At 55.9% G+C, this 20,829-nt stretch carries 22 protein-coding genes and 1 tRNA gene; 12 read left to right on the forward strand and 11 right to left on the reverse strand.

Annotated elements, in window-relative coordinates:
• The first annotated feature begins 47 nt into the window (after window positions 1-47).
• From SynMVIR181_RS09580 to msrA, 6 genes are read left to right on the forward strand one after another with little or no spacing between them, the layout of a single operon-like run.
• Window positions 48-2,321, forward strand: a complete 2,274-nt coding sequence (locus SynMVIR181_RS09580; RefSeq protein ID WP_186589087.1) for a BamA/TamA family outer membrane protein — start codon at window positions 48-50, stop codon at window positions 2,319-2,321.
• Window positions 2,321-3,175: a UDP-3-O-acyl-N-acetylglucosamine deacetylase gene (gene lpxC / locus SynMVIR181_RS09585; RefSeq protein WP_186590605.1), complete on the forward strand. Its 855-nt coding sequence runs from the start codon at window positions 2,321-2,323 to the stop codon at window positions 3,173-3,175. The genes SynMVIR181_RS09580 and lpxC overlap by 1 nt, the downstream gene beginning before the upstream one ends.
• A 5-nt stretch (window positions 3,176-3,180) precedes the next feature.
• Window positions 3,181-3,645, forward strand: coding sequence for a 3-hydroxyacyl-ACP dehydratase FabZ (gene fabZ / locus SynMVIR181_RS09590; RefSeq protein WP_255444244.1), 465 nt, complete (start codon window positions 3,181-3,183; stop codon window positions 3,643-3,645).
• Window positions 3,646-3,650: 5 nt separating this feature from the next.
• The gene (gene lpxA / locus SynMVIR181_RS09595; protein ID WP_186589088.1) at window positions 3,651-4,502 is read left to right on the forward strand and encodes an acyl-ACP--UDP-N-acetylglucosamine O-acyltransferase; all 852 of its coding nucleotides are present in this window, start codon (window positions 3,651-3,653) and stop codon (window positions 4,500-4,502) included.
• Window positions 4,502-5,686: a lipid-A-disaccharide synthase gene (lpxB, locus tag SynMVIR181_RS09600; protein WP_186589089.1), complete on the forward strand. Its 1,185-nt coding sequence runs from the start codon at window positions 4,502-4,504 to the stop codon at window positions 5,684-5,686. The genes lpxA and lpxB overlap by 1 nt, the downstream gene beginning before the upstream one ends.
• Window positions 5,687-5,690: 4 nt before the next feature.
• The gene (gene msrA, locus SynMVIR181_RS09605) at window positions 5,691-6,323 is read left to right on the forward strand and encodes a peptide-methionine (S)-S-oxide reductase MsrA (protein ID WP_186589090.1); all 633 of its coding nucleotides are present in this window, start codon (window positions 5,691-5,693) and stop codon (window positions 6,321-6,323) included.
• Window positions 6,324-6,634: 311 nt separating this feature from the next.
• Here msrA and SynMVIR181_RS09610 read toward each other — a convergent pair whose 3' ends face one another.
• The 5 genes from SynMVIR181_RS09610 to SynMVIR181_RS09630 are packed head-to-tail and all read right to left on the reverse strand — an operon-like array spanning window position 6,635 to window position 10,408.
• The gene (locus tag SynMVIR181_RS09610; RefSeq protein ID WP_006853577.1) at window positions 6,635-6,871 is read right to left on the reverse strand and encodes a hypothetical protein; all 237 of its coding nucleotides are present in this window, start codon (window positions 6,869-6,871) and stop codon (window positions 6,635-6,637) included.
• 31 nt (window positions 6,872-6,902) lie between these two features.
• Window positions 6,903-8,393, reverse strand: a complete 1,491-nt coding sequence (locus tag SynMVIR181_RS09615) for a leucyl aminopeptidase (protein WP_186589091.1) — start codon at window positions 8,391-8,393, stop codon at window positions 6,903-6,905.
• A gap of 37 nt (window positions 8,394-8,430) precedes the next feature.
• Window positions 8,431-9,045 (reverse strand): GIY-YIG nuclease family protein, encoded by a 615-nt coding sequence (locus tag SynMVIR181_RS09620; protein ID WP_186589092.1) that lies wholly within the window; start codon window positions 9,043-9,045, stop codon window positions 8,431-8,433.
• Between the two features lie 4 nt (window positions 9,046-9,049).
• Window positions 9,050-9,625, reverse strand: a complete 576-nt coding sequence (locus SynMVIR181_RS09625; RefSeq protein ID WP_186590606.1) for a hypothetical protein — start codon at window positions 9,623-9,625, stop codon at window positions 9,050-9,052.
• 54 nt (window positions 9,626-9,679) lie between these two features.
• Complete coding sequence (locus SynMVIR181_RS09630; RefSeq protein WP_186589093.1) at window positions 9,680-10,408, reverse strand: response regulator transcription factor; 729 nt, start codon at window positions 10,406-10,408, stop codon at window positions 9,680-9,682.
• 106 nt (window positions 10,409-10,514) lie between these two features.
• On the opposite strand from SynMVIR181_RS09630, the gene SynMVIR181_RS09635 reads away from it, so the two are divergent.
• Genes SynMVIR181_RS09635 through pyrF form a run of 5 tightly spaced genes read left to right on the forward strand, consistent with a single transcriptional unit; the run spans window position 10,515 to window position 14,236 of the window.
• Window positions 10,515-10,844, forward strand: a complete 330-nt coding sequence (locus SynMVIR181_RS09635; protein WP_186523732.1) for a DUF1825 family protein — start codon at window positions 10,515-10,517, stop codon at window positions 10,842-10,844.
• Between the two features lie 36 nt (window positions 10,845-10,880).
• Window positions 10,881-12,128 carry a tyrosine--tRNA ligase gene (tyrS, locus tag SynMVIR181_RS09640; RefSeq protein ID WP_186589094.1) on the forward strand — a complete coding sequence of 416 codons (1,248 nt, stop codon included), beginning with the start codon at window positions 10,881-10,883 and terminating at the stop codon, window positions 12,126-12,128.
• A 40-nt stretch (window positions 12,129-12,168) separates the two neighbouring features.
• The gene (locus tag SynMVIR181_RS09645) at window positions 12,169-12,564 is read left to right on the forward strand and encodes a hypothetical protein (protein WP_255444245.1); all 396 of its coding nucleotides are present in this window, start codon (window positions 12,169-12,171) and stop codon (window positions 12,562-12,564) included.
• The gene (locus tag SynMVIR181_RS09650; protein WP_186589095.1) at window positions 12,564-13,445 is read left to right on the forward strand and encodes an SMP-30/gluconolactonase/LRE family protein; all 882 of its coding nucleotides are present in this window, start codon (window positions 12,564-12,566) and stop codon (window positions 13,443-13,445) included. Before SynMVIR181_RS09645 ends, SynMVIR181_RS09650 begins: the two co-directional genes overlap by 1 nt.
• Window positions 13,446-13,480: 35 nt before the next feature.
• Window positions 13,481-14,236: an orotidine-5'-phosphate decarboxylase gene (gene pyrF / locus SynMVIR181_RS09655; RefSeq protein ID WP_186589096.1), complete on the forward strand. Its 756-nt coding sequence runs from the start codon at window positions 13,481-13,483 to the stop codon at window positions 14,234-14,236.
• 46 nt (window positions 14,237-14,282) lie between these two features.
• Here pyrF and plsY read toward each other — a convergent pair whose 3' ends face one another.
• The 5 genes from plsY to SynMVIR181_RS09680 all read right to left on the reverse strand — a co-directional run bounded on the left by plsY (window position 14,283) and on the right by SynMVIR181_RS09680 (window position 18,486).
• A complete protein-coding gene (plsY, locus tag SynMVIR181_RS09660) occupies window positions 14,283-14,870 on the reverse strand; it encodes a glycerol-3-phosphate 1-O-acyltransferase PlsY (RefSeq protein ID WP_186589097.1) in 588 nt (195 codons plus the stop codon).
• Window positions 14,870-15,862 (reverse strand): DUF3086 domain-containing protein, encoded by a 993-nt coding sequence (locus SynMVIR181_RS09665; protein ID WP_186589098.1) that lies wholly within the window; start codon window positions 15,860-15,862, stop codon window positions 14,870-14,872. Before SynMVIR181_RS09665 ends, plsY begins: the two co-directional genes overlap by 1 nt.
• Before the next feature lie 126 nt (window positions 15,863-15,988).
• Window positions 15,989-16,387 carry a DUF3119 family protein gene (locus tag SynMVIR181_RS09670; protein WP_186589099.1) on the reverse strand — a complete coding sequence of 133 codons (399 nt, stop codon included), beginning with the start codon at window positions 16,385-16,387 and terminating at the stop codon, window positions 15,989-15,991.
• 12 nt (window positions 16,388-16,399) lie between these two features.
• Window positions 16,400-17,146, reverse strand: coding sequence for an ABC transporter permease (locus SynMVIR181_RS09675; RefSeq protein ID WP_186589100.1), 747 nt, complete (start codon window positions 17,144-17,146; stop codon window positions 16,400-16,402).
• A gap of 23 nt (window positions 17,147-17,169) precedes the next feature.
• Window positions 17,170-18,486, reverse strand: a complete 1,317-nt coding sequence (locus SynMVIR181_RS09680; RefSeq protein WP_186590608.1) for an MFS transporter — start codon at window positions 18,484-18,486, stop codon at window positions 17,170-17,172.
• A gap of 134 nt (window positions 18,487-18,620) precedes the next feature.
• Here SynMVIR181_RS09680 and SynMVIR181_RS09685 point away from each other — a divergent pair.
• A tRNA-Gly gene (locus SynMVIR181_RS09685) sits at window positions 18,621-18,691 on the forward strand.
• Between the two features lie 4 nt (window positions 18,692-18,695).
• Here the strand turns inward: SynMVIR181_RS09685 and SynMVIR181_RS09690 are convergent.
• The gene (locus SynMVIR181_RS09690) at window positions 18,696-20,771 is read right to left on the reverse strand and encodes a glycogen-debranching protein (RefSeq protein WP_186589101.1); all 2,076 of its coding nucleotides are present in this window, start codon (window positions 20,769-20,771) and stop codon (window positions 18,696-18,698) included.
• Window positions 20,772-20,829 lie beyond the last annotated feature (58 nt).

A 20,829-nucleotide genomic window follows, 5' to 3' on the forward strand; every position in this document is an offset into this window, starting at 1 on the left:
GGTCACCGGACATTTGCGGCCATTTTGGCCGGTATCCGCACCACCTCATGGTCAATCCCTCCTCATCCCGAACCAGGAACGCCGTTCGGCGAGGAGCTTTGGGGCTTGCACTTGCCCTGCCGCTTCTGACCACTCTTCCTGCTCGAGCGCAAGCTGAGGCTGACTCCGATCAGAGTTCTGAGGAGCAGATTCAGCTTGAAGAAGCCTTAACTGGGGATGACACTGATTCTCAAGAATCTGCACCTCAAGCTGTGGAGGTGGAATCGTTTGAAGGTTTAGAAGAGGCGCCTGTCGCTGTAGAAGACCAGAGCCCTGCGCAGCCGAGAGTGCTGATTACAGAGGTGATAATTGATGGGATCGATGGCCACCCTGAGCAAGAGCGGGTGGAATTGGCTGCTTATGACGCCATGACCGTTCGCCCTGGTAGTCGCGTCACCAGGGATGAGCTCAAGGTTGATTTGGAGGCGATCTACGCCACTGGCTGGTTCTCGGATGTGCGGATTGAACCGGTTAATGGTCCTCTCGGTGTACAGCTTGTTGTTCAAGTTGTACCCAATCCTGTGCTTACAAAGGTTGAGCTGCTTCCTGAAGACAATGTGGTCCCCCCACAGGTCATTGAGGACGCCTTCAGCTCTGACTACGGGCGCACGCTGAATCTCTCTGAACTTCAGCTTCGGATGAAGGAACTTCAGACGTGGTACACAAGCGAGGGTTACGCCCTTGCAAGGGTCACAGGTCCCACGCGTGTTAGTCCAGATGGGGTCGTCCAGCTCAAGGTTGTGGTCGGCACAGTTGCTGGCGTTGAGGTGCAGTTCCTCAATAAAGAAGGTGAAACGACCAATGAAAAAGGCGAGCCAATTCGCGGGAAGACGAAACCCTGGGTTGTTACGAGAGAAATCTCGATCAAGCCAGGTGAGGCCTTTAATCGCAATCAACTTGAGGGCGATATCAAGCGTCTATATGGAACATCGTTGTTCAGTGATGTCAAAGTCACACTGAAGCCCGTTGCAGGGAATCCAGGCGAAGTCAATATTGTTTTGGGGATCGTTGAGCAGTCAACCGGTTCTCTTTCAGGCGGCTTGGGCTACAGCCAAAGTCAAGGTGTGTTTGGACAAGTTCAAGTCCAGGACAGCAATTTATTTGGACGGGCTTGGAACTTAGCTCTCAACCTCACCTACGGCCAGTACGGCGGTTTAGCGAATTTCACGTTTACTGATCCATGGATCAAGGGTGATGCGCATCGCACATCGTTCCGTACTTCTTTGTTCTTGAGCCGTGAAGTGCCTCAGGTGTTTCAGAGCCAAAACAATGGAGATATTGTTACCGTTACTGATTACCAAGACAACAAGTCTTCCCGCGCTTACGAAATTAACACCAACAATAATCCTGCTGGCAGGAAATTTGACGACGTTGGAGAGGCTTCTGATCTCTTCCCTGAGTACAGCTGGTTCGATTATCAGGGCGACTCTGTTGCCTTGCAAAGGGTTGGCGGAAATATCATTTTTGCAAGGCCTCTCAACGGAGGCGACCCCTATAAGAATGCTCCATGGCAGATTCTTGCGGGCTTAAATGTCCAGAGCGTTCGGCCTATTAACTTCGAGGGCACGTCGCGTGTTTACGGCACCCCGAGTGAGGGTGATGACGATAGCGTTCCAAACGAAAATATTATATGTATCTCGTATAATTGTGCCAATGAAAACAATCTTGCTGGCCTAAGATTTGCGGCTACGTATAACACTCTCAATGATCCCCGAAACCCAACCTCAGGTAACTTCTTTAGTTTTGGTACTGAGCAATTCTTGTCAGTTGGGGAGAATTCTCCAACTTTCAATCGTGTGAAAGCAAGCTATACACAATTTTTTCCGGTGAACTGGCTGAAAATTGCGAAAGGCTGCAGGCCCAAGCCAGGTGAAAAAGCAAATTGTCCGCAAGCAATTGGTATTCAATTAAAGGCAGGTTCCATCGTTGGAGATCTGCCTCCCTATGAAGCCTTTTGTTTGGGTGGTTCGAATTCAGTGCGTGGTTGGTATGACTGCGACCTAGCTGTTGGGCGTAGTTACGGGGAAGCAACCCTGGAATATCGCTTCCCGATCATCAGTATTTTTGCGGGTGAATTGTTCGTTGATGCAGGTACCGATTTCGGTTCTCAGAGCAATGTTCCTGGTAAGCCCGGCACTCTTCTGAAAAAGCCTGGTTCGGGTTTCTCCATCGGTACAGGTGTGATCGTGACAACGCCCGTTGGACCTCTGCGTCTTGAGGTTGCCAGTCAGGATTTCACCGGTGAGTGGAGATTCAACTTAGGAGTGGGCTGGAAGTTTTAATGGGGGCCTGGCCTGCTGATTACAACAACTCATGGACGTTGGCATCCAGTGTGTCGCGCTCAGGGATTGGATTGCATAGCGGAAAGCAGTGTGACGTCACTCTCTTTCCCTCAGAGCAAGAGGGGTTTTATGTGCGCTGGCTTGATCAAACGTCAAAGCCTGTCCGTTTAGACCCCTCACAGGTGCGCGATAGCCAGCTGTGTACCACCCTGGACTTTGGAGACAGACAGCTCTCCACCGTGGAACATCTGCTCGCTGCTCTCGCTGGCTGCGGGGTATCCCACGTTGAGCTCCAGGTTTCGGGTACAGAAATTCCGCTTCTTGATGGGTCAGCTTTGGGCTGGGTAGAGGCCATTGCTGAAGCCGGATTAACCGAAGCATCAACACCACGACGCCCCCCTTTGGTGCTGTCTGAACCGCTGGCCTTTCATCGCGGGACCAGTGTCATTGCTGCGACCCCTGCTGATCGCTTCACGCTCGTTGGCGTGATTGATTTTCCTCAACAAGCCATTGGCCGACAGCAGTTAACCCTCGAGCTCTCTCCTCAAACGTTTATGGATGAGATCGCTCCGGCTCGGACCTTTGGTTTTCGCGAGCAAGTGGAACAACTCCGCTCCTCTGGTCTCATTCGTGGAGGTGCTTTAGATAATGCCCTCGTCTGTGATGGAGATTCCTGGATGAACCCCCCGCTGCGTTTTCCAGATGAACCAGTGCGCCATAAGATCTTGGATCTAATCGGAGATCTGGCTCTTGTGGGTTTTCCTCAAGCCCAGGTGCTGGTCTATCGAGGATCCCACGGCCTTCATACTGAGTTGGCCGCGGCACTTGCCGATCAACTCGTTCCCCAACGCTGAGCCACTTGACCGTTCTTGCCTCTACCGACTCGCCTTCTGCGGTGCTCAATGCCGAGCAGATCATGGGGTTGCTGCCCCATCGTTATCCATTCGCGTTGGTGGATCGGGTGCTTGAGCACGTTCCAGGTGAACGCGCAGTCGCCATCAAGAACGTCACCCTGAATGAGCCACAGTTTCAGGGGCATTTCCCTGATCGTCCTTTAATGCCAGGGGTGTTGATCGTGGAAGCGATGGCACAGGTGGGGGGCTTGATCGTGACCCAAATGCCAGATCTTCCGAAGGGCTTGTTCGTGTTCGCCGGAATTGATGGCGTTCGTTTTCGTCGGCCGGTGGTCCCGGGTGATCAATTGAGAATTACCTGTGAGTTGCTCAGTCTTAAACGAAAGCGTTTTGGCAAAGTGAAGGCGGAGGCCACGGTGGACGGACAGCTTGTCTGCTCCGGTGAGCTGATGTTCTCTCTGGTGGATTGAGCGTGATGAGTGATGAGCTCTCCACATCAGTGATCACGGACGATCGCCCCGCTCAGGTCCATCCGATGGCGGTGGTTGATCCCCGAGCAGAACTAGCCCATGGCGTTGTGATCGGACCTGGAGCCGTGATTGGTCCTGAGGTGAGTATCGGGGCTAACACCTGGATTGGTCCCCATGTGGTGCTCGATGGTCTGCTGCGCATTGGCGCTCACAACCGCATTTACCCCGGCGCTTGTTTGGGGCAAGAACCTCAGGATTTGAAATACAAAGGGGCTCCAACAGAAGTTGTGATTGGTGATCACAACACCATTCGTGAATGCGTCACCATTAATCGTGCCACTGATGAAGGTGAGCAGACTCGGATTGGTGACAACAACTTGCTGATGGCCTATTGCCATCTTGGCCATAATTGTTTGCTTGGAAACAACATCGTGATGTCGAATGGCATCCAAGTGGCAGGCCACGTGTTGATTGAAGATCGGGCCGTGATCGGTGGTTGTTTAGGGATTCATCAATTTGTTCACATCGGCGGCATGGCGATGGTTGGCGGCATGACCCGTGTGGATCGTGATGTTCCTCCTTACTGTCTTGTCGAAGGCCATCCAGGCAGGGTGCGGGGTCTGAATCGTGTGGGTTTGAGACGTCAAGGCCTGCATCGCCTTGAGGGGGGTCAGGAATTCAAACAGCTTCAAGAGGTTTGGTCCTTGCTTTATCGCTCCGATCACGTCATTGCTGACGGCTTAAACCTTGCGAGGCAGCAGGCTCTGCTGCCTGCCGCCAACCACCTCTGTACCTTTTTGGAGGATTCCTTGTCGACAGGTCGACGGGGGCCCATGCCTCCTCCCTCGAGTCGCTGATGGTGCGTCTGCTCATCAGCACCGGCGAGGTGTCTGGAGATCTGCAGGGAAGCTTGTTGATTCAGGCCCTATGGCGTGTCGCGAAGCGTCGTGGACTCGATTTAGAAGTCCTTGCTCTGGGGGGTGAGCGGATGCAGGCTGCTGGAGCTGAATTGCTAGCCGATACTTCGCCGATGGGCGCGATTGGCCTCTGGGAAGCCCTCCCTTTGGTTCTCCCCACGATTCGATTGCAAGCCAGGGTTGATCGGGTCTTAAAAGAGCGCCCACCCGATGGGGTGGTGTTGATCGATTACATGGGTGCCAATGTGCGCTTAGGCCACAGCCTCAGAGATCGTCTGCCGGATGTGCCAATCACCTATTACATCGCCCCCCAGGAATGGGCTTGGCGCATTGGGGAAGGAGGTACCAAAAGTTTGCTGCAGTTCACAGATCGAATCCTGGCGATTTTTCCTGAAGAAGCCGAGTTCTATGCAGGTCGAGGCGCTGACGTCACCTGGGTGGGGCATCCCCTCCTCGATATGGTTCCGGTCTCCCCCGATCGTCAGGCTGCTCGGCGTGCGTTGGGCTTGCCCTCGGAAGGAGCCTTGTTGCTTTTGATGCCTGCATCACGGCCTCAGGAACTGCGATACCTCATGCCTGAATTGGTGCAGGCTGCCGCCACCCTTCAAGCGCGTGACCCATCACTCCATGTGATCGTGCCGGCCGGATTGGAGCGCTTTGAAGAGCCATTGCAGCAGGCCCTGGATCAAGCGGGGGTTCGAGGGACGGTGATTCCAGCTGATCAGGCCGATGCCATGAAGCCCCACCTATTTGCCGCTGCCGACTTGGCCTTGGGTAAATCGGGCACGGTGAATTTGGAACTAGCGCTTCAGGGTGTTCCGCAAGTGGTTGGTTATCGGGTTAGCCGTGTCACCGCCTGGGTGGCGCGGCGAATTCTCCGTTTCCACGTGGATCACATCTCGCCGGTCAATCTTTTACTGAAGGAGCGTCTGGTGCCTGAGCTGTTGCAGGAGGATTTCAATGCCGATCAGCTTGTGGCGTTGGCCATTCCTTTGTTAGATAACCAAACGGATCGGCAAAGGGTTTTGGATGGGTATCAGCGCTTGCGTGACACCCTTGGTGAACCGGGTGTGACCGATCGTGCTGCCGAAGCCATTCTTGACCAGATCCAACAGCCCTCTTGAGCTCATGCGTGCGTTGATCCCGCTGGTTTTGACCAGCATCATGTTGTTAAGCCCGATGTCAGCGATGGCAGCTGTTCAGGATGCTGTTCTTGCGGGTGGTTGTTTTTGGTGCCTCGAACATGATTTAGAGGATGTTGAAGGTGTGATTTCGGCTGAAAGTGGGTATAGCGGTGGCCATGTGGAGAATCCCACGTATCAACAAGTGAGTGGTGAAAAAAGTGGGCATCAAGAAGTGGTACGTGTGCGATTTGATGCCGATAAAATTAGCTATGCCACCCTTTTGCAACATTATTGGCGCAATATTGACCCCCTTGATGGTCAAGGTCAGTTTTGTGATCGTGGTGACTCGTATCGACCCGTGATTTTCACCGCTGGTGAGCAGCAGGCCACCGCCGCTCAAGCAAGTTCTGCTTCTGCTGCAAGTGAATTAGGGGTCTCAAAATCTAAGATTAAAGTGCAGATTCGTGATGCAGTTCAGTTCTGGCCGGCGGAGGATTACCACCAAAATTATGCCAATAATAATGAGCTTCGTTATCGTTATTACCGCTTCAGTTGTGGGCGAGATCGCCGCCTCGATGCCGTGTGGGGCGAGCGCGCAAGATCGGGTGCATCCTGGGTTGCTCCCCTAACGCCATGACATCTTCCTGAAAACCGAAGAAAATCTGTAATTAAATCTTTGGTCCCATTCAGGCGTTTCTCAGTGAAGATGCGGGTATTCCCCTCTCGACGCTCTAGGACTTTGTCCTTACCATTGGCCCAAGATTTGTGGAGGGGCTGTATGTATCTGCTGACGATCAAGGATGGTCTGGTGACGCGTCACGTTGGTCCTTATCCGTCGACGAAGCAGGCTTCAGACGATTTGGATCGTGTGTTGTCAACTTGTTCTGAGCGGGCGCGCTGGCAAATTCATGCCCTTGAATGCCCACGTGTGATGACTGCGGTTGCGTCTTAATCCGCTCGTCGGCCGGGATACCCGCTGAGAAGACCGCTTTCGATCATTAAGCCGATTCCCGCGTTGATGCAGATCAGGCTCAGCGTTCCATACCAGAACCAAGGGCCCCGGTCCTGTCCGAGCAGCTGAATAATGCGTCGACTGATGGCTTCCCCAAAGAGGCAGAGTCCAGCAGGCAAGAGCAAGACTCCAAGTTGAGCTCGCACGTACCAGCGCAAGGGTCTGGAAGCCATCGGTTTCGGTTGGTTCACAGTTGTGAAAACCCTAGGTCTCAGCCTGCTGCGATTGCTTGCATACCCAATTCACCAAGGTGCGGACTCCGTAGCCCGTCGCTCCAGCCGGATCTAGTGCTCTCCCTTTGTCGCTCCAAACCGTTCCGGCGATATCGATGTGGGCCCATGGGATGGAGCTTTTGACAAATTCCTTGAGGAATAAAGCGGCGGTAATCGAGCCACCTGGACGGGGACCTGTGTTTTTCAAGTCCGCAAGTAGTGACTTGAGGCCTTTGCGATAAGCCTGGTGCATTGGCATGCGCCAGAGCCCCTCTCCTGCGTCCTTTGCGGCGCCCTCTAAGGAGCTGGCAAGCGAGTCGTCTCCAGTCCACAGCCCAGCAATTTCGTCGCCAAGGGCAACCACGCAGGCACCGGTCAATGTGGCCAAGTCAACGATGGCGTCGGGTTCGAGCTCGGAGGCGTAAACCAAGGCATCAGCGAGGGTGAGCCGGCCTTCTGCATCTGTGTTGTTGATTTCGATCGTGGTGCCATTGGACGCGGTGACGATGTCACCTGGATGCACGGCAGAACCGTTGATCATGTTTTCGCATGACGCCACCAGCATGTGCACTTCCACACCCTTGGGACGGAGCTCAGCGATTGAGCGCATCGCGCCAAGTACCGCTGCACTTCCTCCCATATCGAATTTCATCATGTCGATTTGAGCAGCACCCACTTTCAGGTTGTAACCACCGGAATCAAAGGTGAGGCCCTTGCCAACCAAGACCACCCGTCTGGTGGCAGGACCGGAGGGGCGGTAGGTGAGATGGATGAACTTGGGATCCATATCCGAGCCTTGGCAGACGGAGAGGAACGACCCCATCCCCCTGGCTTCACAGTCGCTGCGCTCGAGCACCTTCAAGTCCAAGCCGTGCTCATGCGCCATATGAGCGGCGCTATCGGCAAGAGCGGTTGGGGTGACACTGTTCGGAGGAGCCGCAACGAGCTCTCTTGCCAGTTCTACCCCCGCGCAAATGGGATGCACCGCTTCGAGGGCGCTGCTGAGGGTGTTGGGGAGCGGGCCGAGCAGTTCAAGCCGCTCGGGGTGGACGCTTGGCTCGGGTTTGCTGCGGAAGCGTTGATCGCTGTAGAGAGCGAGCCTGACCGCTTGCGCTGCCACGGTCACCGCTTCTGCAGGGTCAACAGCATTCCATGGCAATAGCAATCCGAGACTGCCTGTTTGGTCCTTGCTCGCTCTGGCGGCAGTAGCCCCAGCCTGCCGAAAGCTATTTACATCCAATGCTTCAAGAGGCCCCATGCCTACGAGCACGAGCGATGCGCAGTCGGGGTTGAGAAGTTGAAGACTTGCGCTCTCTCCATTTTTCCCTTGGAACTTGCGTTGTTCCAACCAATCGCCAAGGGAGATGGAAAAGCGTTCCTCCATCGCTGGTATCAAGCCATTGGGATCTCCCTCTGCAATGCCTAGGGCCAACACGGTTCCCGACCAGGCCTGTGGCTGGGCCGACGAGAGGGAGATCTGCATGAAGATTTGGCGCGTGAGTCGATGCTACGGGGCACCCTTAATCGGCATGGAACGGTGTGGACCATCGCTCACGGGTTTCCTTATTGAATGGCGGTTGCCAAAGGCGAATCAAGGTTTGTTCCAGTTGTCGTCGAGGACGGGTGTCCTGCGGGACATCGGCCCAGAAACGAATGCTTGTGCTGCAGGACAAGCCCGTGCTCATGCAGGCCTCTTGGTAACTCGCCAAGTAGGCCTTGCAATCGTGCTCGCCTTTCCAGCGCCGATCAGCCGCCTTGGTTTCTCCGACGTAAAGAAGGATGGGTTGTTCGAGTTCTTTCGGGCGATCCATTACGAGATAGATGGCCGCCCCTTGATGGGGACTGCTCGGCCAACGCCAGAAGCTCAACGGTAAGGGCTTGAGCTGAAGAGGTTGGAAGCCACTCAGCGGGTTGGGGTTGTCTCCGGGAAACAGCTGCTGTTGTTCTGCTTGTTGATTCCGATGCCCAAGCTGAGACGCCAACTTGGGGGAGAAAAGAGGTTCCTGGAACTGATGGATTCGCTCTTGCCAGCTTCGTAAAAGCTCTGCGCTCAGAGGTAGGGACTGTTCGATCAGCCCATTGTTTGCTGCCACGGGCTGCTCGAAAAGGTTGCCCTGCCCGGAGGGAGTGGCCATGGGATTAACTCCTTGGCGGCAGGCTGGGGCCGGATGGTCGTGCCCCAAAACTCACGCGGCCAATCAGCTGTTCCACAGCATCAGGGGGTAGACACACGCGTTCCTGGAGATCAGCGAGATGCTCGAAGGGCTTCAGTCGTCGCTCGTGAATGAGGCGTTGGAGTCGGGGTTTTGGCCAGTTGAGGGTTTGCTCTAACAAGCTGGGTGCCGCGGCATTGACATCCAGGGGTGGCCGTTCAGGCAGCACTGGAGCATCCCCATGCCAGCGAAACACCAGGTGGGGAGTCCAGAGCTTCACGAGATCCGTCGGAAGGTTGAGCAGGAGAGCAAGATCATCCAGCTGGCTGAATTGCACTCCACCGCGTTGGAGGCGCATCAGCACATCCACCATCGCTTCACTACAACCGGGCAATTGTTGCCATTGCTCAGGCGTCGCCCTGTTGACATCCAGGCTCCAGGTTTCAACCGGGTTTGGGGTCGCTCTCGGCGCTGGTTTCGGTTGGACCGGGTCTGGAGGCAGATCACCTGTGGCCTGCAAGAGTTTGCGAGCCAGGGGGTCAAGCCAGTGCTGGCGCGCCATTGATTCAGGATCTTGCTTCTTGGCCAGGACCATACCGAGCCCAAGCCTCCGGTGTTAGGGGGTCCAGCGCGGAGGCAGGCTTGGAAGATCGATCAGTCCTTGTTGAAAGGCAACCACCACGGCGTGCGTGCGGTTGTTGGCTTGCAATTTGCGTAGCAGGCTGGCGATGTGCGATTTCACCGTGTCAATCGAGACCACAAGGCTGTCTGCGATCTCCTGGTTGCTCATGCCTTTACAAAGTCCACGCAGCACGTCTTCTTCCTTCAGGCTCAGCTCGGGCGGAATGGAGCCAGAGGCTGTGCGTCCCAGTCGACCGTGCCGAAGGATGTCGGCGATCACCGAATCGTGATACATCCCGTCGGATTCCATTGCGGTCAGCGCTGCCGTGACGCCACCCATTCCGACGTTTTGGTGGGAGCACAATCCATCGCAGGGTGCGTCAATCGCCTGAAGGATCGTTCGCAAAATTGGACGTTGAACCAGAAGCAATGCTTTCAAGGAGAGATTGTTTTGTTTGGCGCGCCGAATCAGGCTTGGGCCATTGCCAGCCTCGAGTTGGTCTGTGCAGATCAAGAGGTTGACATCATCTTTTTGCAACCTCTCAAGACAGTCTTCTTCTGTGGTGGCGGCAGCAACAAGGGGGCCAAGATCTTGAAACCAGCCCATCCAGCTGGCTAACAACACGCGGTCGCCACTGGCAATCGCTGTGCGACTACTGCGCAGAAGACTGTGTCCCTGCTTGCTGCGGGTCTGAAGTCTGGGGATCTGGGAGGTGAGATCCACGCCATTTCGAAACTCTCCACATCTTGGCTTTGGTGAGGGGGCGTGGATCCGCACTGTGAGGGATTGCGTGAATTGTTCAAAATGTGAGTCAATCTTTTTCAGGACCATGGCCTTCTTCGATTCCGAAATCGTGCAGGAGGAGGCCAAGCATCTTTTTGGCGACTATCAGCAGTTGATGCAGTTGGGGTCGGATTATGGAAAGTTCGACCGAGAAGGGAAGAAGAAATTCATCAATACGATGGAAGATCTGATGGAGCGCTACCGCGTTTTTATGAAACGCTTTGAGCTCTCGGAAGACTTCCAAGCCAAGCTCACCGTTGAACAGTTGCGGACGCAGCTCGGGCAGTTTGGGATCACCCCTGAGCAAATGTTCGAACAGATGAATCAAACCTTGGAGCGGATGAAAACTCAGCTCGAGCAATCAGAAGGTCAGTGAGCCGTACGATCCGTCGCACAGCACAGTTCTCCTTAAATGACAGGCAACCCCCATTCACTGCCGAACTGGTTGGCGCGGGGGATGGCCGATTTATTTCCGGACGGAAATCCTGACGATGCTGATCAGGCCTTAGCTGCTCGCTTGGCCGCGGCTGAAACGGAGGGCCGTCCTCTGCGGGTGAAGTTGGGCATTGACCCCACGGGAAGTGATATTCACCTGGGCCACAGCATTTTGTTTCGCAAGCTGCGCGCCTTTCAGGATGCGGGCCATACAGCCGTGCTGATCATTGGTGATTTCACGGCCCGGATCGGCGATCCAACGGGCAAGAGCGCCACGCGCGTGCAGCTCACAACCGAACAGGTGAAGGCCAACGCGACCACCTATTTGCGCCAGCTGGGCGAAGGACAGCCCAAGGAGCAGGCGCTGCTTGATTTTGAGACTCCCGGACGGTTGGAGGTACGACGCAATAGTGAATGGCTTGAAGGTCTTGATCTGCCCCAAGTGATTGGTTTGCTGGGAACGGCCACGGTGGGCCAAATGCTGGCCAAAGATGATTTTGCCAAGCGCTACGGGAGCGGCACCCCCATCGCCCTGCATGAGTTCCTTTACCCCTTGCTTCAGGGGTATGACTCCGTGGCTGTGGATGCCGATGTGGAGTTGGGTGGTACGGATCAGAAATTCAATGTGGCGATGGGACGTGACTTGCAGCGTCATTTCAGCCAAACAACGCAGTTCGGCCTTCTCTTGCCAATCCTCGTTGGTCTTGATGGAGTGCAGAAGATGAGCAAGAGCCTCGGCAACACGGTGGGTCTGGAGGAGGATCCGTTGTCGATGTACTCGAAGCTCGAAAAAGTTGGTGATGCTGCGATTAACGACTACGTGACGTTGCTCACCGACTTAGCGGTTGAAGCGTTGCCAGACAATCCTCGTGACAAGCAAAAAGCGATGGCTCTGGCGGTAACGGCAAGCCGCTATGGAATGGACGTGGCCCAAAAAGCCCAGGAAGACGCTGCCACGTTGGTGGCTGGATCGGCTGCCGCCGCTGCAGATGTGCCCGAGGCATCGCTTTCTGCCGTGAATTTTCCCGCTAAAGCGTTTTATCTGTTTAGTGCGGTGGGCATGTGTGCCAGCAGTAGTGAGGCGCGGAGGCAGATCAAAGGGGGTGCAGCACGGCTTGAGGGAGAGAAAATCATCGATCCCAATCAGGAATTTGCTTCGGTATCCGATTTAGAAGGGAAGGTTCTTCAGCTCGGTAAAAAGACATTTAGGCGCTTGGTTCCTTGATGTGCTGCTATGACTGCCACAGCTGAAAATCCGCGGAATCATGCTTGATGTGACCTCTTCTCGTTTAATCGTGGGGGCGGTCCTCAGCGTTTTGGTGGGTGCGGGAATGGCAGTACCGGCCAATGCGGGGATCAAGGATGAATATCAGCGCGCTCAGGAATGCGACTACAGCAAGGCTGAATATGGAAGTGATGTTGGTGTTTTTGATGAGGTGAAGGTGAGATTTTGCATCAGCGAAGATCGTCGTTTTGTTGTGTATGTGATGCGAAGTGGTAAGTCATGGGCCTTGCCGTTTGATCGTGATTATCGCCAGGCAGGAGTGATGAGTTTGAATACCATTGAGGACGATAAATTAGTTCATTACACCAAGAAAAAAGGTGTTGTGGATCGCGTGATTTTGGGTAGAAAACGCATCGAAAGGCCAGTTTTATATTGATGGATTGTCGTTGTGTGTTGAATGTTGGCGCAGGATTGGCAGAGTGCCCTTGTTGGTGGGCTGAGAAGCAAGTTCTTCTTTGGGTGGATATTGAAGCTTCAAGAATTGGCCTGTTTGATCCTCAAACGGGTAGGAATAATTTCTTGCATCTTCCCGCCCATGTGGGTGCGGTTGTTCCCACCTCTGCAGGGGACTTGCTCCTAGCAACCGCAACGGGGTTTCTGAGGCTGGATCCGAGCACGGAAGCGGTGACCTTGTTGTCTGATCCAGAGGCCGACCGGCCTGGCAATCGTTTCAATGACGGCAAATGTGATCCATGGGGGCGCTTTTGGGCCGGCACGATGGCCTATGACTTTGAGCCACAGGCTGGAGCCCTATGGCGGGTCAATGCCGATTTCAGCTGCGTTCGTCAATGGCAGGGGCTCACGATTTCCAACGGACTGGCCTGGAGCCAAGACCGACGGACGCTCTATTTGATTGACTCGCCAACGCTGAATGTGCTGGCCTTCCCGCTCACCAACGCCGGTGAGATTGCAGGAGAACCCAGCATCTGTGTGCAGATTCCAGAAGCTTGGGATGCCGTTCCAGATGGCATGTGCATCGATGCGGAGGGAATGCTTTGGATCGCCCTGTTTGGCGGTGGTTGCGTGACGCGTTGGGATCCAATCAGCGGCCAACGGCTCGAACGGCTGGCGTTGCCTTGCCGTCAGGTCACCTCCTGTTGTTTTGGCGGCCCCAACTTGGATCAGTTGTTTATGACGACCGCAAGACGGGAGATGGATGCTGCTGCCATCAAGGCCGAGCCGTTGGCCGGTGGACTGTTTCAGGCTGATGTGGGTGTGAAAGGGTTGCCGGCCGATTGCTTTCAAGTGGCTTCTTGATCAGTGATCTGTGGGGTTGCCCATGACCAATCACGATGAGGGCTCTGCGGAGATGGTGTGTGGCTACTTCTTTCTCGGCTGAAGCAGCGGAACGGATCATCGTGGCCCTCGACGGCATGGCCCCTGATCAGGCTTTGGCCCTCAGCGCTCAAGTGGAAGGGCTGCGTTGGGTGAAGGTGGGGCTGGAGTTGTTCGTGCAGGCAGGGCCGGAGGTGGTGGCTCAGTTGCGTGAGCAGGGCCTGCGAGTGTTTCTCGATCTCAAATTTCACGACATCCCGGCCACGATGGCCGGTGCTTGCCGGCGGGCGGCGGCGCTGGGGGCGGAGCTGATCACCGTGCATGCCTGTGCCGGCAGTGAAGCGTTAAAGGCGGCTCAGGCTGCAGCGGAAGAAGGCGCTCAGCAGGCAGGCTTGGCTACTCCAACTCTGCTGGCGGTGACGGTGCTCACCAGTTGGGAGGAACAGCGGCTGCAACGGGAACTTTCCATCAGCCAGGGCATCGCTGAACGGGTGCCGGGCTTGGCCCAGCTATCGGCGAGTGCTGGAATCGGCGGTTGCGTGTGTTCACCGTTGGAAGTCGCGGCGCTACGGGCTCAACATCCGGAGCCCTTTTCCTTGGTAACGCCTGGGATCCGCCCCAAAGGTGCTGCAGTGGGCGATCAGGCTCGGGTGATGGGACCGGCTGAGGCGATGGCTGCTGGCGCCAGCAAGCTGGTGATCGGCCGGCCGATCACTCAGGCTGAGAATTCAAGCGGAGCGTTTGCGACGTGCTGTGCTGCGTTGATGGTGTGATCCGGGTATCCGTTCCGTGCACCCCTCTTGTTCGCTCAGCTCCACTTCAGTCCTTCTGGTTCAGCTTTGGTTCGGTGCCGTTGATCAACCGCTTGATGTTGCTGCGGTGACGCCAGAGCACCAGCAGCATCGCCACCAGGGCCACCACCAAATTGGCGTTGCTGTCAGTGCCGGCGGCCATCAGCAGCGGCAGGCTGATCGCGGCCAACACGCTCGCCAGCGACACGTAACGACTCAGGCTGAACACGGCCAGGAACACGCCAAAACTGGCCAGTCCCACGGGCCAGGCTAGGCCGAGAAACAGCCCCAATCCGGTGGCGACAGCCTTGCCGCCCTTGAAGCCCAGCCAAACAGGCCAAATATGACCAGCTAGGGCGGTCAGGCCTGCCAGCACCTGAATCCAATCCCCTAGGCCAAGAGCGCGGGCGATCAAAACAGCGGCGGCGCCTTTGCCCACATCGATCAAAAAGACAACCAACGCGGGACCTTTGCCCACTTGCCTGAGCACATTGGTGGCTCCCGTGGAGCCTGAACCGAGCTCGCGCAAGTCAATGCCTTTGAGCCAGCGTCCTGCGAGCCAGCCACTGGGGATGGATCCGAGCAAGTAGCCGAGAACTAGAGAAAAGAAACCCATCAGAGCAGTTCGTTATCGTCGTCGTAGATCTCACCGGGGCCAGCCGCAAAGGCCATCCACAGCGGAAACTGAAGCACAGGGATGTCGACGACGCGTTCAGCGGCATCAATCAAAATCAGCGGCACTTCACCGCGTTCCTCCAGGCGGTCGGCACGTTCCACTAGGGCATCACCCCGTTCAAACAGCACGATGCCGCTGTTGGGACCAAAGTCTTCACGGCCTAATCCCAGGGCGTCTTGCAACCCACGCCGCCATTCGCCAAGACGCTCGGGTTGCCCTGCCAAAACAAGGGTCTGGAATTGATCGCCATAAAGATCGCTGAGAATGGCGATCAGGGCACTCCCGATCAAAACGTTGCGCGGGCGATTACCACGACTGGACTGGGCTCCCCGTCCGCCCTGATTGAAAAACCAGTCTTCAAGGACGGCGATATCGCTTTGGTCAAGGCTGCGGCGCAGCTTCCATGGATCGGCATAAAAGTCGGGCTGCTCGGTAAAACGCTCAAAGCTGGCGCGAATCAGCGCTTCATCGGGCCGGAAGGTGTCGGCAACCGCTGGTGTGGGATCTGCCGTATTGGCATCTTCCTGGCCGTTGGCCGCCTGTTGATCCAGAGGAGAGGGCTGCACCACCACCGGCTGAGACACCAGCTCCAGCTGCTCAACCGACTGAGCCATGCCTTGAAGCGCACCACTCAGATACTCCTGGAATCCCTTCACGCGCCGAGCAATCGCATCGGATTGGCCAACGAAGGTTCCTGCAATCTCCTGTTCAAGCTGCAGTTTGCGTTGGTTAAGGCTATCGATGTCTTGCTGCAATGCATCACGGCGTTGCTGCAGCTCGGTCAGGGCGAGCCTGATCAAGGCATCGCGACCTGGGTCTGCAGGTGTTTCTGCTGCAGAATCGTCGCTCTGTGGTGTTTCAGGTTCAGGTGACGACGCTTCGGCCGTCTCGCCGGAATGGTCCTGGGGCGTCAGATCGGTGTCGTCAGGCATGGTCCGCTCGTCCTTGGGGTATTTCAGCTGATTGCGCGACGCAAGTCGAATCTTCTGTCCAAACGTGTGCAAAGCATTTCGTTTTCGTTACGCCAGTGCGTGAAAACAGAGGTCATCGAAGGTTGATCAAGGCTTGGCTTGTTGTAGGTGCCCCACACGACGTTCCAGTTGCTCTTGAAGTTCCTTTGGATTGAACAGGATGGGAAGAAAGTGAATGCTTTTGGTCTCTCGGAAGTAAAACAGTCCGGGCAGCCAAGGAGCGAAGAGTCGCCAAGACATCCACTCACTGAATGGGAAACGGCGTAACTCCTCTTGCCCGCGCCACACCACGAGATCGTCTTCGCTGAATTCAAGCTTCAGGATGTAGGTCTGCACCAGAAGAAACACACTGAACAACCCCACGACAAGAGTTGGCCAGGGACTGAGCGGTAAGGGCCAAAGGCATGCGCTCAGTAAAAAAATCGCAAGCGGAAGCCTCGGGCTTGGGCGAATGATCACGTTGTTGGTCTGTGGGGAGGGTGTCATGGGATTGGGCAATCAGCCGAACAAAATCTGGGTGAGCAGGACATCCATCAGCGCCACGGTGACAAGAATCATGACCACAGCTCCAGTGGTGCTGGTGCCAACCTCTTTGGCGCCGCCCTTGGTGGTCATGCCCCATCCGCAGGCGATGACGCCAATTTGAAGACCAAAGACCAGCGCTTTGATCAGCATGAAGGGCAGGTCATCAGGGGCTAGCCAGGTCCTGACGGCTGTCCAAAACACGGCTGGAGGAATGCTGTAAAGGTTGGTGCTGCTGATTTGAGCGCTCCAGATCGCAACCCCAAAAAACAGGAGGCATTGCACCGGTGCCATCACCACCATGGCGATGAGGCGCGGCACCACCAAGTACTCCACAGGATCGGTGCGCAGCATCGTGATGGCATCGATCTGCTCGGTGACCTTCATCGTTCCTAGTTGGGCGGCATAGGCAGTTGCCACTTTTCCAGTCAGCAGCGTGGCGGTGAGCAGGGGAGCAATCTCCCTGGCTAGGCCAATGGCGAGAACACCCCCCACGGTGGATCCGGCGCCCATGCTGTTGAGCTCCGCTGTGATTTGAATGTTGAACACGGTGCCTGCCGCTAAGGCCGTGATGATCACGATCAAAAAGCTTCCAGGTCCTGCTTCCTGGAGCTGATCCAATAGATCAATGGTGTTGATGCGGCCTTTGGTTGTGGCTGAAACAGCTTGTCCACCGATCAGCAGGCTGCTGCCAAGTCGGTTCAGCCAGCGAGGGGACTTCATTAAAAGGAGATCAGAGAAAAGATTTAAGCGCTGTGTAGATGAGCGCCGCGATCAGGCCAGCGTCGCATCAACAGAAGCCCGAGCACGACTAACACAGCTGGAATGAAGCCCATGCAAAGCCGAATGGCAATCAGTGCTGTTTCAGGCTGTTGGACAGAACTCAAGGCGCCATCGGCTGTCTTCGTGGAGATGTATCCAGTGAGCGAGAGCAAGGTTCCAAACACGCTCATGCTGAGGCCAATGATTAATTTTTGCCCAAACACCATCCAAGCGGTGTAGAGGCCCGCTGGGCGGGTGGGATCCGCGTCGATCGCATCGGGAAGCAGGGACCAGGGGATGAGATAAGCGGTTGAGGCTCCCAATCCCACAAGCATGATCAAGCCGATCACAGGGATCAGAGCAACCACTCCACTGTTTTCAGGGATCGGGTTGAGGAGCGTGGAAAGAAGGCAGCCGGCAATCCAGATGCTCGAGCCCCAACCGAGAGCTGTGATGCGTCCATGTCGGTTCGACACCACGCTCCAAACCTGGAGACCCACCAATGCTGCGACATTGAAGCCAAGCAAGAGCAACGTGGCGATTCCAGCTGGAACGTGGATGACTTGGACGAGCCAAATCAAGGCAACCACCTGCATCAGCTGGAGGCCAAACCACAGCAGCAAATACAGCCCCAGCACCATCAGAAATCGTGAGTTTGAGCGAATGCGCCGCAGTTGTTGCAGCAAGGGCTCTTTGTTGCCACTGGGGCGTTGTGCTTTTTTGGCGTAGGGGGCCAGACCCCAGCAGCAAACCAGGGTTGCCACTGCTGCGATCGTTCCTGAGATTTGTCCCATCAATAGGTAGCCACCACTGCCCTCTCGCAAGACGAAAACAGCGATGAGCAACCCGATGGTTCCCGCCATGATGGATCCGGTAAATCGAGCTGCATTCAGCCGCGTGCGAATCGCCGTATCCGGTGTGAGCTCGGTGGAAAGCGCCGCGTAGGGCAGATTCACGCTTGTGTAGGCCGTCATTAGCAGGATGGCCATCAGCACGTAATACGCCGTGCGTTGCAACGTGCTGCCCTCAGGGACCCACCACATCGCTGCCAGGCTGATGCCTAACGGCAGCGCTGCTGCAAACATCCAGGGAAGTCTTGGGCCCCATCGACTGTTGGTGTGATCGCTCATCCAACCGATCAGGGGATCATTGATGGCATCCCAAAGTTTGATCACGGTGAGCAGGGAGCCTGCAATAAAAGCTGGCAACCCTGCTGCAGAGGTGAAGAAGGGAAACAGGTAAAAACCCAGCGTCGTGGCGGCTAGTCCGGTTCCAGCATCTCCGAGCCCATACGCGAGCATGAGACGGCGACGGGAGCCCTCGGGGCGAGCTGTTGAAGAGGTCAATCCGGAACAGGGGGCACGCGGACCGTCATAATGATTGGGCACGCGACTTAACGGCTACCATTACGAGTAAGCAGTTCAAGCGTACTAGTGCGGGCGTAGTTTAGTGGTAAAACCTCAGCCTTCCAAGCTGATGATGCGGGTTCGATTCCCGCCGCCCGCTTGATTCAAGAGCTCAGTCGGTCGGCGTACTCCTGAGCCACCATCACCACGAGGCTGCGCGCTTCTAATGGAACTCCAGACGGAGTCCAGCGTTCGATGTGGCTGGGTAGATCTTCTCCAGCAGGTAATGCTGTATCGATCAAGCGACACCATGGAGAGGCTGCTTCCGGCAGGTCGAAGTGCATGGATTTGAAATAGGCGTTGAAGCCCATCCACAAAACGGCACCTTGATGTCCTTGCTGCAGGCTCATCGCTAAACAGTGGGACCAGTTAGCCCAGTCAGGCTTGCTGAGCTCTACTCCGTGCCACTGACGCCACAACTCGTTTGAGTCGCTTGATCGGATTGGTTTCTTTTCGTTGTGAGCTCGGATCGGATTGAACAAGACAGCAAGTTGTTGGCGCACATCGAGTAGGCGTCTCACGTAGGTCTGCAACTCGTGATCGCAATGATCGTCTCCCCAGATCATCCAGCTGAGAGGGCTGTCCTGGCACCAGGTGTTGTTATTCCCTCCCTGACTGCGCCCTACTTCATCGCCCATCAGCAGCATCGGGACACCACGACTCAGCAGCAATGTGCTGAGCAGATTGCGTTGTTGGCGCCGCCGCAGAGCAGCGATGGCGCGATCGCTGCTCGGTCCTTCTACACCGTGGTTCCAACTGTTGTTGTGGTTCTCACCATCCCTGTTGTTTTCACCATTGGCCAAGTTGTGTTTGTTGTTGAAGCTCACCAGGTCCAAGAGGCTGAAGCCGTCATGGGCCGTAATCAGGTTCACTGAGCTACCAAGGCTTGCCGCTTTTCCGTTGTACAAATCGGGGCTGCCACGGAAGCGTTGTCCGAGAGGCCAGGTGCTGCCCTCATCCCCTTTCCAAAAGCTCCGCAATGCATCGCGGAAGTGTCCGTTCCAGGTGCCAATCCGTTTGGCTGGAAAATCACTCAGCCGGTACAGCCCTCCACAATCCCAGGGCTCGCTCACCAGTTTGAGTTCACTCAGCTGCGGATCAGCTTCCATCGCTTCAAACAAGGGAGGGTTCTCCAGGGGTTTCAGCTTCTCTCCGCGGCTGAGAGCAATTCCCAAATCGAAACGGAACCCGTCGATGCCAAGTTCCGTGGCCCAGCAGCGAAGTGATTCAAGAATGAGTTGTCTGGAGAGCGGGTCGTTTGCGGCAATGCTGTTGCCACATCCGCTCACATCCATGTACTCACCTGCCTCGCTCTGGTGGTAGTAATTGCGATCGGCAAACCCCCTCCAGCTCAAGGTGGGACCGTTTCGGTTCCCTTCAGTGGTGTGGTTGTAAACGACATCCAAAAGGACCTCTATGCCGGCGTCATGGCAGGCCGCCACGAGGTCACGCACCTGGTCTCGAGCCGAATGGGGATCCGAGCCCACTGCGTATTCGTGATGTGGTGCAAACCAACTGAGAGGGCTATATCCCCAAACGTTGTCCCGTCCAGCGGGGGCGTCGTTGGGATCGAAGGCTTGGATCGGAAGCAGTTCGATGGTGGTGACCCCGAGCTCCTTTAGGTAGGGGATCTTTTCGATCACACCTAAATAGGTTCCGCGCCGATCTGGGCTGACACCGCTGTTGGGGCGTTTGGTGAACCCGCCGATGTGGAGTTCGTAGATCACGGTCTCTTGCCAGCTATGGCGAGGCCGCGGATGGGTTTGGAAATCGAACGGATCTCGCTCGCAAACCACCGATTTCAAGCATCTATCGGAGTTGGGTGATGCACCAGTCGCGGCTGCGCGCTGATAAATGTCCCAGCCATCAATGGCGCGGGCGCACGGGTCAACAAGAACCTTGGCGGGCCGAAAACCATGGCCACCCGGCTCAATGGGGCCAAACACCCGATAGCAGTAGCAACATCCGGCACCAAGGCCTTCGACCTCAACATGCCAATAATTGGCTGAGCGATGCTGCTCCGACAGCTCAATTACCTGCTCGGGTGCTGTTGCCTCTGCATGGGAAAAGATCAGCAATTCGAGCCGATTGGCCGTTGGCGCCGCAACAGAAAAATTCACACCTCTAGGTGTGATCGTGCTGCCTAGTGGCCAGGGACTGCCGCGATGGATCGTGCTCAAAGATCCGCCCGCAGATCGCAGGACGTACTTCCCTCAAAGTAGAGGGTGTGATGGAACT

It is taken from the genome of Synechococcus sp. MVIR-18-1 (assembly GCF_014279835.1).
Lineage (GTDB): Bacteria > Cyanobacteriota > Cyanobacteriia > PCC-6307 > Cyanobiaceae > Synechococcus_C.